This window comes from Novacetimonas sp. GS1, assembly GCF_036686925.1.
Lineage (GTDB): Bacteria > Pseudomonadota > Alphaproteobacteria > Acetobacterales > Acetobacteraceae > Novacetimonas > Novacetimonas hansenii.
Map to the genome: position 1 here is coordinate 1,316,198 of NZ_VSZP01000001.1, position 13,407 is coordinate 1,329,604.

At 62.8% G+C, this 13,407-nt stretch carries 12 protein-coding genes and 1 other RNA gene; 10 read left to right on the top strand and 3 right to left on the bottom strand.

Features of this window, described 5'->3' with window-relative positions:
• Nucleotides 1-242: 242 nt before the first annotated feature.
• Nucleotides 243-2,582 carry an ATP-dependent Clp protease ATP-binding subunit ClpA gene (clpA, locus tag FYB92_RS06025; protein ID WP_003621230.1) on the bottom strand — a complete coding sequence of 780 codons (2,340 nt, stop codon included), beginning with the start codon at nt 2,580-2,582 and terminating at the stop codon, nt 243-245.
• Nucleotides 2,583-2,737: 155 nt separating this feature from the next.
• Nucleotides 2,738-3,196: an ATP-dependent Clp protease adapter ClpS gene (clpS, locus tag FYB92_RS06030; protein ID WP_225578786.1), complete on the bottom strand. Its 459-nt coding sequence runs from the start codon at nt 3,194-3,196 to the stop codon at nt 2,738-2,740.
• A 290-nt stretch (nt 3,197-3,486) separates the two neighbouring features.
• On the opposite strand from clpS, the gene FYB92_RS06035 reads away from it, so the two are divergent.
• From FYB92_RS06035 to folB, 9 genes are all read left to right on the top strand, one after another.
• Nucleotides 3,487-4,635, top strand: a complete 1,149-nt coding sequence (locus FYB92_RS06035; RefSeq protein WP_040512541.1) for a D-alanyl-D-alanine carboxypeptidase family protein — start codon at nt 3,487-3,489, stop codon at nt 4,633-4,635.
• A gap of 163 nt (nt 4,636-4,798) precedes the next feature.
• Nucleotides 4,799-5,608, top strand: coding sequence for a type I methionyl aminopeptidase (gene map / locus FYB92_RS06040; RefSeq protein WP_003621225.1), 810 nt, complete (start codon nt 4,799-4,801; stop codon nt 5,606-5,608).
• 100 nt (nt 5,609-5,708) lie between these two features.
• A complete protein-coding gene (gene ggt / locus FYB92_RS06045) occupies nt 5,709-7,457 on the top strand; it encodes a gamma-glutamyltransferase (protein ID WP_408902392.1) in 1,749 nt (582 codons plus the stop codon).
• 97 nt (nt 7,458-7,554) lie between these two features.
• Nucleotides 7,555-7,649, top strand: an RNA gene (gene ffs / locus FYB92_RS06050) — signal recognition particle sRNA small type.
• A 74-nt stretch (nt 7,650-7,723) separates the two neighbouring features.
• A complete protein-coding gene (locus FYB92_RS06055) occupies nt 7,724-9,787 on the top strand; it encodes a DNA polymerase III subunit gamma/tau (RefSeq protein WP_247067027.1) in 2,064 nt (687 codons plus the stop codon).
• A gap of 22 nt (nt 9,788-9,809) precedes the next feature.
• Entirely contained in the window at nt 9,810-10,133 is a 324-nt protein-coding gene (locus FYB92_RS06060; RefSeq protein WP_003621220.1) for a YbaB/EbfC family nucleoid-associated protein, read from the top strand.
• A 19-nt stretch (nt 10,134-10,152) separates the two neighbouring features.
• Nucleotides 10,153-10,749, top strand: coding sequence for a recombination mediator RecR (gene recR, locus FYB92_RS06065; protein WP_247067026.1), 597 nt, complete (start codon nt 10,153-10,155; stop codon nt 10,747-10,749).
• On the top strand, nt 10,746-11,561 hold the full coding sequence (locus tag FYB92_RS06070) for an SDR family oxidoreductase (RefSeq protein ID WP_332828356.1): 816 nt from the start codon (nt 10,746-10,748) through the stop codon (nt 11,559-11,561). The genes recR and FYB92_RS06070 overlap by 4 nt, the downstream gene beginning before the upstream one ends.
• A gap of 5 nt (nt 11,562-11,566) precedes the next feature.
• On the top strand, nt 11,567-11,974 hold the full coding sequence (gene folB, locus FYB92_RS06075) for a dihydroneopterin aldolase (protein WP_247067024.1): 408 nt from the start codon (nt 11,567-11,569) through the stop codon (nt 11,972-11,974).
• Between the two features lie 106 nt (nt 11,975-12,080).
• Here the strand turns inward: folB and FYB92_RS06080 are convergent, their stop codons facing one another.
• Nucleotides 12,081-12,413 carry a TIGR02300 family protein gene (locus FYB92_RS06080; RefSeq protein ID WP_003621212.1) on the bottom strand — a complete coding sequence of 111 codons (333 nt, stop codon included), beginning with the start codon at nt 12,411-12,413 and terminating at the stop codon, nt 12,081-12,083.
• 309 nt (nt 12,414-12,722) lie between these two features.
• Here FYB92_RS06080 and cmk point away from each other — a divergent pair, with 309 nt between their 5' ends.
• Complete coding sequence (gene cmk / locus FYB92_RS06085; protein ID WP_003621210.1) at nt 12,723-13,361, top strand: (d)CMP kinase; 639 nt, start codon at nt 12,723-12,725, stop codon at nt 13,359-13,361.
• Nucleotides 13,362-13,407 lie beyond the last annotated feature (46 nt).

Below are 13,407 nucleotides of genomic sequence, written 5' to 3' on the forward strand. Positions count from 1 at the left end.
GGCATGGCCGGCGTCTGGCTGATGCCTGCGTGTGTGCCTCGGCGTGGGTAAACAAAGTTGCCGCTTTGCTCCAGCAAGGGAGAGCAGGCAGAAATTTTATTGACTGGGTGCGCGGCGTGTCCACGGCCTTTTCAGGCGGGCCAGGCTGCTGGTGATGGCATGATGTTAAGGTGCCCATATGAAAACAGGGGCCGTTACCGACCCCTGTTCCATATCAACCGACCTTCAGGTCAGCTTGTGTTTCAGTCCGCTGCTTCGGACTCTTTTTCATTGTCGCCTTCATCCCCTTCCGCCGCCGAGGCCGCGGGATCGTGGGAGATGTAGTCGAAGTCCAGCTTGCCGTCCTTCAGCGAGATCTTGACAACGCCACCCTTGACCAGCCTGCCGAACAGCAGTTCTTCGGCCAGTGGCTTCTTGATGTTTTCCTGAATGACGCGTCCCAGCGGACGTGCGCCATACAGGCGGTCATACCCGCGTTCCGCCAGCCATTCCTTCGCCGCCGACGAAATCTCGATCATCACATTGCGATCCGCCAACTGGGCTTCAAGCTGGAAGATGAATTTCTCCACCACGCGGTCCACCACTTCGGGCGGCAGGTGCGCAAAGGGAATGATTGCATCGAGACGGTTGCGGAATTCAGGGGTGAAGATGCGCTTGATGGCCTCTTCATCCTCTCCCTCCCGCCCGTTACGGGCAAAGCCGATGGATTCCTTGCTCAGGTCGGCAGCACCCGCATTTGTCGTCATGATCAGCATGACATTGCGGAAATCAACCGTCTTGCCATTGTGATCCGTCAGGCGACCATGATCCATCACCTGCAACAGCACGTTATACAGGTCAGGATGTGCCTTCTCGATTTCATCAAGCAGCAGGACCGCATGCGGGTGCTGGTCGATGGCGTCGGTCAGCAACCCGCCCTGATCAAACCCGACATAACCCGGCGGTGCGCCAATCAGGCGCGAAATCGAATGACGTTCCATATATTCGGACATGTCAAAGCGGATCAGTTCAATCCCCAGCGTGCTGGCAAGCTGCTTTGCCACCTCGGTCTTGCCCACGCCCGTCGGGCCGGAGAACAGATAGTTCCCGATCGGCTTTTCCGCATCCCGCAGCCCGGCACGCGACAGCTTGATTGCCGCCGTCAGGGCCTCAATCGCCTTGTCCTGCCCATAGACCATGCCCTTGAGGTCGCGTTCGAGCGAGCGCAGCGTCTCCTTGTCGTCCGACGACACGCTCTTGGGCGGGATGCGGGCGATCTTGGCGACGATGTCTTCCACATCCTTCAGGGTGACGGTCTTGCGGCGGCGGTTTTCAGGCACCAGCATGCGTGACGCGCCCACCTCGTCAATGACGTCGATGGCCTTGTCCGGCAGCTTGCGGTCATGGATGTATTTCGCCGCCAGTTCGACCGCGCCACGGATCGCATCATCGGTATAACGGACCTTGTGGTGCTTTTCGTAATTGACCTTCAGGCCACGCAGGATCTTCACCGCATCGTCGATGGAGGGTTCGGCCACATCGATTTTCTGGAACCGGCGCACCAGCGCCCGATCCTTTTCGAAATGCTGGCGGTATTCCTTGTACGTGGTTGACCCGATGCAGCGCAGTGTCCCTGCCGCCAGCGCGGGTTTCAGCAGGTTGGACGCATCCATCGCCCCGCCCGACGTCGCGCCCGCGCCGATTACGGTGTGGATTTCGTCGATGAACAGGATGCTGCCCGGATTGTTATCGAGTTCGGTCACGACCGCCTTCAGCCGTTCCTCGAAATCACCACGATACCGTGTCCCCGCAAGCAGCGCCCCCATATCCAGAGAATAGATGGTGGAGTGAAGCAGCACTTCGGGCACGTCGCCTTCGACGATGCGCTTGGCCAATCCTTCGGCAATCGCGGTCTTGCCCACGCCCGGATCACCCACATAAAGCGGGTTGTTCTTCGTGCGACGGCACAGGATCTGGATCGTGCGTTCGATTTCCGAATCGCGCCCGATCAGCGGGTCGATCTTCCCTTCGCTCGCCTTGTCATTGAGGTTGGTGCAATAGGTCGACAGCGCATCCTGGTTTTTCTGCCGGCTCTTGCCGGTTTCCTCACGCTCGGGGTCGGGCCCTTCGGACGGCGTGCCCGCGACCGGGCGGCGCGTCGAACGTTCCGGGGCCTTGGCAATCCCGTGGGAGATGAAGTTGACGGCATCAAGGCGCGTCATGTCCTGCAACTGCAGGAAATAGACGGCATGGCTTTCGCGTTCGGCGAACAGGGCGACCAGCACGTTCGCGCCCGTCACCTCGTCGCGGCCAGTGGACTGCACATGGATCGCGGCGCGCTGGATCACGCGCTGGAACGCCGCCGTTGGCTTTGGGTCAACGGTGCGGTCTGACGCAAGCCCGGCAAGGTCCTTGTCGAGGAATTCCGTCAGGTCGTGACGCAGCTTGTCAAGGTCCACCCCGCAGGCGCGAAAGACCGTGACCGCATCGGGGTCATCGATAAGGGAGAGGAGAAGATGTTCGAGGGTGGCATATTCATGCCGCCGTTCGCTGGCGAGTGTCAGCGCACGATGAAGCGTCTGTTCCAGATTACGTGACAACATGCCGAGACGCTCCTTTTCCAAAGGGGGCCATTGCGACCCCGGGGATCATGACCGGACGATCATGATCTTTGACCCGTTGAGGGGGGAATGCCAGAGGAAATTTGCATAAATCCGCATGAAAGAATGCAAAGGTGGAAAAATGCCTGATCGTGGCCTCAGTCCTTTTCGATCGTGCATTGCAAGGGGTGCTGGTTCTGCCGTGCAAGGTCCATGACCTGCGTGACCTTTGTTTCGGCAACTTCGTAGGTAAAGACACCGCATACGCCGACGCCGCGTTTGTGGACATGCAGCATGATGTCGGTCGCCTCCTCACGCGATTTCTGGAAAAACCGTTCCAGGACGTGGACGACGAACTCCATCGGGGTGTAATCGTCGTTCAGCATCAGCACCTTGTACATTGCCGGCTTGCGGGTTTGTGGCCGGGTGCGGATGACGACGCCCGCCATCCCGTCATCATTCCCATTTTCGCCCGTGCCATCCGGCCTGCGCGGCGGGGTGTTGCCGCCATGTGCGCGTACACGCGGGGATGTCCCGCGATCATGCAGGGTCTTGGCGGCCAATGTAGTGGCGACCAAGATAGTGGCAGCAGGGGAATGCAGGCTTCTGACGGACATGATCCTACCATATTGGAACTCTGTTCCCCGTTGGAAGGGGCTGGTGCCATTATCGGGCATGATTTTTTCGTCTCCTCGCGATTTCGTGTGGCGAAGGGGGCGGGCCATGGGGCGCTGCAATACAAAGTTGCCTTGGGTTTCGGCCATTTTTGCGATTCCGCTCTGGACGTCCGTGCTTTCTGATGTCTAGGATGGTCACAGAATTAATTGTCATATGATGGAGGCCGGGAATGTCCTCGCCCGGTTCCGCACTGGATGATGATCGCCGCATGTCCCCTTTTCCCCGCCGTATGACACGCCTTTTTACTGCACGCGGCACCAGGGTGAAGGTTTCACTGCTGGTGGCGGGTGGACTGGTCGCGGGGCTGTTTGGCGGGGCGGGACAGGCCCGCGCCCAATATGTGGGGCAGATCAGCTCCATCGTCATGGATGCCCGTACCGGCACCGTCCTGTCGCAGTCCAATGCCGACCTGCGCCGCTTTCCCGCCAGCCTGACGAAGCTGATGACCCTTTACCTGACGTTCAAGGCGCTCAGGGCGGGGCGCATTACGCTCGACCAGGTGGTGCCCGTCAGTGCGCATGCCGCCTCCATGGAACCGTCGAAGCTTGGCCTGCGTCCCGGCAGCTATCTTACGGTGGAAGAGGCGATCCTTGCCCTTGTGACGAAATCGGCCAATGACGCGGCCTGTGCATTGGGCGAATTCCTTGGCGCCGGAAGCGAAAGCACCTTCGCGCAGATCATGACGCAGCAGGCCGCGCGCCTGTCGATGAACGATACATCCTTCCGCAATGCATCGGGCCTGCCGAACGAGGAACAGATGACCTCCGCGCGCGACCTTGCGACGCTTGCGCGCCATATCGCATTGGATTTCGGCGAATATTATCATTATTTCGCGGTTCCTGCATTCTATTTCCGCGGGCGCTATGTGCCCAACCATGATCCAATGCTCAAATCCTATCCGGGGGCGGATGGTCTCAAGACCGGATATACCGCCGTTGCCGGGCATAACCTCGTTACCTCCGCCGTGCGTGACAATGTGCGCCTGATCGGGGTGGTCCTGGGTGCCCCGTCGAACGAGACGCGCAACGCCGTGATGGCGGACCTGCTCGACGACAGTTTCCGTGCGGAGGGAATCGCCCCCGTCCAGCGTCCGCTTGTCCTGGCCCGCAACACGGTCGCCGCACGGCGTCGTGCGGCGTTCGGGCATGGTGGTGTGGTGCTGGCCAGTTCACGTTATCGCGCCGATGGCCCCGAGCAGGTCGCCGATGCGTCGATTCCGCTTTCGTATGCCCGGCTGCGGCGTGGGGCGCATCCTGCCGCCGTGCATGTGGTCTCGCATACATCGCATGCCCATCCCGCCGCGCGTGCGCATGTGCATCTTGTCGGGATGGGGCAGGCGCACCATGTCGCCACCGCCCACGCCAAGACGCGCAGCTAGCTCATCCTCTGCCGCTGACACGGCGCGTCGATGGGGGTATAGAACCTGTCGCCGTTCATGGGATGGCATCGCACCCACCATATCATGGCGTCGGGATCATGCCCCGATGGTCCATGCGGCACGGGTGTGATCACGCGATGATTAGCGACGAAGGGATATCGGCATGGATGGCGACATGAACGAGGGCGCGATCGTCCTGCACTCCCCCGAGGATTTTGTTGGCATGCGCGCGGCGGGGCAGCTTGCGGCGCGGACGCTCGACATGATTACGCCGTATGTGCAGGCAGGGGTGACGACTGGCGAACTTGATGACCGCATCCATGCCTTCATGGTCGCGCAAGGTGGGGTGTCCGCCACGATCGGTTATCGCGGGTATGAAAAGGCAAGCTGCATTTCCATCAACCACGTCGTCTGCCATGGCATTCCCGGTGACAAGGCGCTGAAGGACGGCGATATCCTCAATATCGACGTGACTGTCATCCTTGATGGCTGGTTTGGCGATACCAGCCGTATGTACACGGTCGGCACGCCGTCGATAAAGGCGCAGAACCTGATTGATGCCACCTATGAATCGCTGATGCTGGCCATCAAGGCGGTGCGTCCGGGGGCTACGCTTGGGGATGTGGGTCATGTGATCCAGACCTATGCGGAAGAGCGGCGTTTTTCCGTGGTGCGCGATTTCTGTGGCCATGGCATCGGCCGGACGTTCCATGCCGCACCGAATGTGCTGCATTATGGCCGTCCGGGGCATGGGGTCGTCCTGCGCCCTGGCATGTTCTTCACGATTGAGCCGATGCTTAATATCGGTCGCCCGGATGTAAAGATCCTGGGCGATGGCTGGACCGCCGTGACGCGCGATCGTTCGCTGTCGGCCCAGTTCGAACATATGATGGGTGTGACCGAAGACGGTTGCGAGGTCTTTACCTATTCCCCCGCCGGTCTGAACAAGCCGCCTTACAAGACTGCCGGTTAAGCGGGATCACGGCATGTCACTGTCTGTCAGGAATATGAAAATGGTCGCAGGTCTGCGTCTTTCTCCTTCACGCCGGGCGGGTGGCCTGCTGCTTGCGGGTATGTTGCTGCTGTCGGACGGGGTGGCCTGTGCCGCCACCGCTTCCGCCCCCGTGGTGCAGGATGACCCGCTTGCATTTGGTGGCGCGTCCGTGCCGGTGGCATCGCCCCCGCCCGTGGGCGGGCACGAGGGGATGGTCGTCTCCGCCCAGACCCTGGCGTCGCAGGTTGGCGCGCGTATCCTGCACGAGGGCGGGAACGCCGTCGATGCCGCCGTGGCCGTGGGGTATGCCCTTGCCGTTGTCTATCCGGCGGCGGGCAACCTTGGTGGTGGCGGGTTCATGACCCTTCGCCCGGCGAATGGTCCCGCGATTTTCCTTGATTTCCGTGAGCATGCGCCTGCTGCCGCGACTGCTACAATGTTCCAGGACCCGCACGGCAACGTCATTGCCGGCCTTTCGACCAAGGGGTGGAAGGCCGTGGCGATTCCCGGCACCGTCGCCGGGCTGGAACTTGCGCGGCAGCGCTGGGGCCACCTGCCGCGCAAGCAGGTGATGGCGCCCGCCATCGCGCTGGCGCGTGACGGGTTTGTCCTTGTGCCCGGTGATGTCGAACTGATTTCGCATGGCAATGATGATTTCCGCCGTGATCCCGTGGCGCGGCGGTCGTTCCTGCACAGTGACGGCAGTGGCCTTCGGGTGGGGGATCGCCTGGTGCAGCCCGAACTTGCCCGTGTGCTTGAACGGATTTCGCGCAAGGGTACCGATGGGTTTTACGAAGGCCGCACCGCGCGTGAGATCGTGCGTGCCAGCCGTCGCGGCGGCGGATTGCTGACGCGTGCTGATCTGTCGGGATACAGGCCGCGTATCCTGCCGACACTGACGTGCGATTACCGTGGCTATCATATCGACACCGCCCCCCCGCCCAGCGGCGGTGGCGTTGCATTGTGTGAAATGCTGAACATCCTGTCGGGCTATGACATGCATCGCCTCGGGCTTTATACCGTGCCTGCCGTGCAGCGTGAGGTCGAGGCCATGCGCCATGCCTATGCTGACCGGCAGGACCTGGGGGACCCGGCGTTCGTGTCCAACCCGGTGGATCATCTGCTTGATGTGAATTACGCGCGCCAGATCCGTGCCGCCATCCCCAACGCCCGTGCGGTGCCATCGGCCAGCGTAAGGCCCGGCATTGCCGCGACCGAGGGGCAGGAGACGACCCATTATTCCGTAATGGACCGTGATGGCAATGCGGTTGCAGTGACCTATACGCTGAATGGATGGTTCGGGGCGGGCATGGTCGCGGGGCGTACGGGCGTGTTCATGAATGACGAGATGGACGATTTTTCCACCCGTCCGGGTTCGCCCAACATGTTCGGGATCATCGGCAGCAAGGCGAACGAGATCGCGCCGGGCAAGACGCCGCTTTCTTCCATGACGCCAACCGTCATTTCGCGTGATGGAAAACCGGTGATGGTGATCGGTAGCCCCGGTGGATCGCGCATTCCCACCATTGTCCTGTCGGTCGTGCTGGGTGTGATTGATTACGGGCTGGACATCCAGCACGCTGTTGACCTGCCACGGCTGCATGAACAATGGCAGCCCGAACCGGTGCAGATGGAAGCTGGTGCGCTGACGCCCGGTGTCATCGCAAAACTTCAGCATGAAGGCTACAGCTTCAAGGTCTATCCCCACTGGGGCGTGGCGGAGGGGATACTTGTCGGTGGGCCAAGCCTGGGCGCACCGCCGGGGGCTGACCGTTATTACGGTGGGGCCGACCGTCGTCACAGCACCAGCGCGGCCGTCGGGGAATAACGGCAACGGATGATGACAGGGGGAATGGCATCTGGGGGATTTTTTCGAACAAAGCCCCTTGTGCCGCACCGGGGTGTATGTGTTATGAAGCCCGTGGAAGATCGGCCGTAGACGGGTGCCTTGCCAACCCGGTCAGATCCGGAAGGAAGCAGCCGCAGTGAGTTTCACTCGGGTTATGTGTCCGGTCTTCCACCCCTGAATATATGTTCCTGCCGTCCTGTGTCGCAGGATGCAGCGCGCACCATTCACCAAGGCCGGATGCATCAATGAACGCTTCTTCGGATCAGGATCGTTCCGGGGAGGAAGCCCTGCCGTCCCCGCCTGCGGATGATGGCCCCGGCCTGTTTGGCGACGCGCCTTCCCCCGTTGTATCGAATCCGTCCGCCCTGATGGAGAAGGCCGCACCCTATCGCGTGCTGGCCCGTAAATATCGTCCCACCACATTTGATGACCTGATCGGGCAGGACACCACGGTGCGTATCCTGCGCAATGCCTTTGCACTGGGCCGGGTCGCGCATGCCTTCATGCTGACCGGTGTGCGGGGGGTGGGCAAGACGACGACGGCGCGGATCATCGCGCGCGCCCTGAACTGCACCGGCCCGGACGGGCAGGGCGGCCCGACCGCCGATCCGTGCGGCGTGTGTCCCAATTGTGTCGCGATACTGGCCGACCGCCATCCCGACGTCATGGAAATGGACGCCGCCTCGCGCACGGGTGTGGATGATGTGCGCGAGATCATCGACTCCACACGTTTCCGCCCGATTCAGGGTCGAATGAAGGTCTTCATCATTGATGAGGTCCACATGCTGTCGCGCAACGCGTTCAATGCGTTGCTCAAGACGCTTGAGGAACCGCCGTCCCAGGTCACGTTCATCTTTGCCACCACTGAATTGCGCAAGGTGCCGGTGACGGTGCTGTCGCGCTGTCAGACATTCGACCTGCGCCGTGTGCCACAGGATATGCTGGCCGCGCATTTCGGGCGGGTCGCGGCGGCGGAAGGCGTGGCCTTCGCGCCCGATGCGCTGGCGTTGATCGCGCGTGCGGCGGATGGGTCGGTGCGCGATGGGCTGTCACTGCTGGACCAGGCCATCGCGCAGGGGACGCTGGATGGTGAGGGGCAGGGCGATGCCGCGCCGATCGACGCCACATTGGTCAGCGGCATGCTGGGGCAGGCGGACCGGGGTATGGTGTTTGACCTGCTTGACGCCGTGCTGGCGGGTCGGCCGGACCAGGCCCTGACGATCACGGACGAGGTGTTTGCCCGTGGGGCGGATCTTGGGGTGATGCTGGCCGATGTGCTGGACCTGATCCATTCGGTTTCCCGGCTCAAGGCGGTGCCGAACCTGCGTGATAGTGCCGATATGCCGCAGATGGAGCGCGAACGCTGCCTTGCCATCGCAGAGCGCGTGTCCGTTCCCGTGCTGGGACGCACATGGCAGATGCTGCTCAAGGGGCAGGGCGAGGTCGAACACGCCCCCGATCGCAGGCAGGCGGCCGAAATGGTGCTGATCCGCATGTGTTATGTGGCGGACCTGCCGCCGCCAGGCGATCTGGTGCGGCAGGTGCTTGATGGTGGGACGGGGGGCGCGACGGCGCAGGTTACGGCCCCCGCGTCTTTGCTGCAGCCATCGGCGGGTGGCGCGCAGGCGGCTGCCCCACGGCCTGCTGTCGCACAGGACGTAACGGGCGGCATAACAGGGGGCGCAACCTCAGGTGGGCCGCTACAGGGTGGACCGACAGGTGGTGCGAGCCTGCGCATGGTGGCCAATGGCGGTGTGCGCGTTGATGCCGTTGCCGCCGATCCCATGACTGCCGCCCCCGCGACGTCGGCGCCAGCCATCCCGGAAGCGCCGCAGTTGCGTACATGGCGCGAGGTCGTGGCCTTTGTGTCAGGGCGCGATGCGATGCTGCATGGGCATCTGCGCCATTCAACACATCTGGTGGCGTTTGCGGCCCCCGAAATCCGTATCCGGGTGGAGGCCGCGGCGATGGCCGGGCTTGCGCGACGGCTGGAAACCCTGCTGCGTGCCGAAACGGGCGATCCGTCGTGGAAAATCCGCACATGTGAAGACGAGGGTGAAGCCACCCTGGCGGAGCAGGGGGCGGAGATCATTCAGCTCCATCGTGCGGATGCCGCATCCCATCCGCTGGTAAAAGCGGTCATGGCGGCATTTCCATCCGCCCGTCTGGGACAGGTGACGGACCACGCGCTTGACGATTACGGCCTTCCGCCCGAAGAGATCATCCCAGCCATGTTGGCCCCGGATCTGGAATTCGCGCCACTGGATGCCGAACTGGTGGATGAAGACGATCTGCCGACCGACGACTGACGCCCAAAGGAGAAGACACAATATGAAGAACCTTGCCGGCCTGATGAAGCAGGCCACGCAGATGCAGGCCCGTATGGAAGAAATGCAGGCCAAGCTTGAAGCCATGGTGATCGAGGGAAGCTCCGGCGCGGGGATGGTGCAGATCACCCTGAACGGCAAGGGGGACATGAAGGCGATCCGCATCGACCCCAAGCTGGCCGACCCGGAGGAGATGGACATGCTGCAGGACCTGATCCTTGCGGCATGTAGTGATGCGCGTGCGAAGCTCGACGCCACGGCGAGCGAGGAGATGAAGAAGGTCACCGGCGGCCTGAACCTGCCCGGTGGCATGAAGTTCCCGTTCTGATCCCGCACCGGGAACCTGTATGATGGGCGGTGCCGAGATCGAGCGGCTGATTACCCTGCTGGGACGATTGCCGGGCTTGGGTCCCCGTTCGGCCCGTCGTGCCGCCCTTGCCATGCTGCGCCAGCCACAGACCCGCATGCTGCCGCTGGCGCACGCGATGGAACAGGCGGCACGTGCGGTGCGGACCTGTTCGTCATGCGGCAACCTTGATACCTGTGATCCGTGTTCGATCTGCGCGGACCCGGCCCGTGACCATGGGCTGGTCTGTGTGGTGGAAAATGTGGGCGATCTGTGGGCGCTGGAACGCGCCTGTGTCCATCGCGGCGTCTATCAGGTGTTGGGGGGAACCCTGTCGGCGCTTGATGGCGTCGGGCCGGATGACCTGAATGTCGCACCGCTTTATGCACGGCTGGAGGCCGGGGGCGTGCGCGAGGTGATCCTTGCACTGGGCACCACGGTCGATGGCGCGACGACCATGCACTGGCTGCATGACAGCCTGCTGCGTTTCAATATTCCCATCAGCCGGGTGGGGCAGGGCGTACCTGTTGGTGGTGCGCTTGATGTGCTGGATGACGGCACGCTTGCCGCCGCCCTGATGGCGCGGCGTCCGGCATGACCGCATCCGTGATGTGCTGGCCCGTTCCGCCCGGTATCGCGCGCGTTGCGCTGGTGACCGGCGGGGCCGCACGCCTTGGGCGCGCCATCGCACTGGAACTGGCGCGAAACGGCTTTGACGTGGCCATCCATTATAACCACAGCGCGGACGCGGCGCGGCGTACGCTGTCCGATATCATCGCGCTTGGCCGAAGGGGATGCATCCTGCGTGCTGACCTGTCGTGCGAGGACGAGGTCCGTTCGCTGCTGCCACGGGCCGGTGATGCCCTTGGCCCGCTGGGGGTTCTGGTCAATAACGCCAGCGTCTTTGAACGGGATGAGTGGGATAGCGCAACGCGCGAAGCATGGGATATCCACATGGAGCCCAACCTGCGCGCGCCTTTCGTCCTGATGCAGGCTTTTGCGCTGCAGATGCCCGCAGGGCGGCAGGGGATGGTGCTGAACATGCTCGATGAACGGGTCTGGTCGCTTACACCGCATTTTGTCAGCTATACCGTCTCCAAGGCGGCATTATGGTCCCTGACGCAAAGCATGGCGCTGGCGCTGGCGCCGCATGGAATCCGGGTCAACGCCATCGGGCCGGGACCTGTCCTGCCCACGCCACGGCAGAGTGCCGCACAGTTCGCCCGGCAATGCGCGTCCCTGCCGCTGGGATACGGGGCGGGGGTGGATGAAGTCGCTCACGCCGCGCTTTCTTTGCTGTGCATGCCATCCGTCACGGGGCAGATGCTCGCCCTTGATGGGGGGCAGCATCTTCAGTGGTCGCCCGCCGTACCATCAGGCGCACGGCGTCCCCCTGAAACAGGAGCCTGACAGATATGTCGGTTTTTCCGCCATGGCCGGACCAGCCGCCGTTGCGCTGTGTTTTCGTGCGTGACCTGCTGCTTGATGCCAATATCGGTGTTTTTGCGCATGAGCAGGGTGTGACACAGCGTATCTGCGTCAATGTCGCCTTTGGCGTGGCGGATATCCCGGGACTGGATGTGGGGGCGGATGAACTGCACCGCACGGTCTCTTACGAAGACGTGGTGCTGCTTGTGCGCGATCTTGTGCAGCAGGGCCATGTACAGCTTGTGGAAACGCTGGCCGAGCGGATCGCGGCAAGGATGTTGCGGGATGCACGGATTCGCGTCGCACGGATTCGCGTGGAAAAGCTGGATATCTTTGACGATGCGCGGGCCGTGGGGGTCGAAATCGAACGCCGCAACCCGCTTCACGCACCGTAAACGCGGCGATGCGCGGCCGTCATGCCGCGCACATCGCCGCCATGGGGCTGGCCACCGGCATGTCGTGCCGGTGGCGCCACCGCCACAGCCGCCGTCAGGGCGGGGATCAGTTGTCGTGGTCTTCCTTGTCGGTCTTCAGGTCGATGTCGGCGCTGCTGATATCGTCGTCATCGTCGTCAAGGCCGACTTCGTCTTCCATCACGTCATCCGCGTCGGCATCGGCGTCGGTGTCCAGATCCGTATCGGAATCGAGGTCATCGGGGGCCGACTTCTTTGCGGAATCGGGCGTGGCCGGCTCCACGGGGCGCCGCACGCGCGGCAGTTCAACGGGCTGTTCCGCGCCGCATTTCGGGCAGACTGCCGGGTTTTTGTTCAGGTCATAAAAGCGGGCGCTGCAGGAGACACAGACGCGCTTGGTGCCGAGGTTGGGCTGGGCCATCTTGAACCTGTCGATCCTGTTCTGTGCAAAGGAATTAAAGCCACCGTCGCGATGTGGCAAAAGGGCGCAGCCCCATGCCAGTTTGTTTGGCGTATGTCAAACGATGCGCCCCATGCAATGGGGGAGGGGACGTTTTTGTGTCAATATCGGATTGACACCCGACGCAGGAATTCGGAATTGGAAGGGTATGAAAACAGCCCAGATGTTACCGCTTCGGGGTGTGACGCCCCCTGTTTGTGGCCGTCCGCCGTCCTGTTCCCCGTTCCTGTCGCCCCGGGACGGGCGTGGGCATGGCGTGGGAATGATGGCATGACCGCGCCGCTGGTCATCGCCGTTGATGGTCCCGCGGCGGCGGGCAAGGGCACGCTGGCGTTGCGGCTGGCGCGCGCGCTCGACCTGCCATACCTCGATACCGGGCTGCTGTACCGTGCGACGGGGCGGCGCATGCTCGATGCCGGACTTGACCCCACCGCCCCTGCCGATGATCAGGCCCGCCGCGTCACGCTGGCGGATCTGTCGCGTACCGACCTGCGTGTCCCGCCGGTGGATCGCGCGGCAAGCCTTGTCGCGGCGCAACCTGCGGTGCGGCGCATCCTTGTGGGGATACAGCGTGATTTCGCGGCCCGCCATGGCGCGGTGCTGGACGGGCGTGACATCGGAACCGTGATCTTTCCCGATGCGCGGGTAAAACTGTTTGTGACCGCATCGCTGGACGCGCGTGCCCGGCGACGGTGGGAACAGATGGCCACCGACCCCAATGCCCCCGATCGGGAGGAGCAGATCGCCCGCGTCGCGCGGGAGCTTGAGGACCGTGACGCGGCCGATTCCTCGCGCGCGGCGGCGCCATTGCGTGCGGCCCCTGACGCGGTCCATATCGAAACCGACAGCATGAGCGCGGACGAAGTCCTGGCCGAGGCGCTGCGCATCGTGGCGCGCATGACGCGCTGACACGCATTTGTGGGCGATATTTCTGCGCGCCCCTTACGTTTTTATT

What these genes read in the sequence shown, in the direction of transcription:
- FYB92_RS06035 (WP_040512541.1), top strand. Translation starts at nt 3,487, where the DNA reads ATGACACGCCTTTTTACTGCACGCGGCACCAGGGTGAAGGTTTCACTG.
- clpA (WP_003621230.1), bottom strand. Translation starts at nt 2,582, where the DNA reads ATGTTGTCACGTAATCTGGAACAGACGCTTCATCGTGCGCTGACACTC.
- clpS (WP_225578786.1), bottom strand. Translation starts at nt 3,196, where the DNA reads ATGTCCGTCAGAAGCCTGCATTCCCCTGCTGCCACTATCTTGGTCGCC.
- FYB92_RS06060 (WP_003621220.1), top strand. Translation starts at nt 9,810, where the DNA reads ATGAAGAACCTTGCCGGCCTGATGAAGCAGGCCACGCAGATGCAGGCC.
- FYB92_RS06070 (WP_332828356.1), top strand. Translation starts at nt 10,746, where the DNA reads ATGACCGCATCCGTGATGTGCTGGCCCGTTCCGCCCGGTATCGCGCGC.
- cmk (WP_003621210.1), top strand. Translation starts at nt 12,723, where the DNA reads ATGACCGCGCCGCTGGTCATCGCCGTTGATGGTCCCGCGGCGGCGGGC.
- FYB92_RS06080 (WP_003621212.1), bottom strand. Translation starts at nt 12,413, where the DNA reads ATGGCCCAGCCCAACCTCGGCACCAAGCGCGTCTGTGTCTCCTGCAGC.
- folB (WP_247067024.1), top strand. Translation starts at nt 11,567, where the DNA reads ATGTCGGTTTTTCCGCCATGGCCGGACCAGCCGCCGTTGCGCTGTGTT.
- ggt (WP_408902392.1), top strand. Translation starts at nt 5,709, where the DNA reads ATGTTGCTGCTGTCGGACGGGGTGGCCTGTGCCGCCACCGCTTCCGCC.
- recR (WP_247067026.1), top strand. Translation starts at nt 10,153, where the DNA reads ATGATGGGCGGTGCCGAGATCGAGCGGCTGATTACCCTGCTGGGACGA.
- map (WP_003621225.1), top strand. Translation starts at nt 4,799, where the DNA reads ATGGATGGCGACATGAACGAGGGCGCGATCGTCCTGCACTCCCCCGAG.
- FYB92_RS06055 (WP_247067027.1), top strand. Translation starts at nt 7,724, where the DNA reads ATGAACGCTTCTTCGGATCAGGATCGTTCCGGGGAGGAAGCCCTGCCG.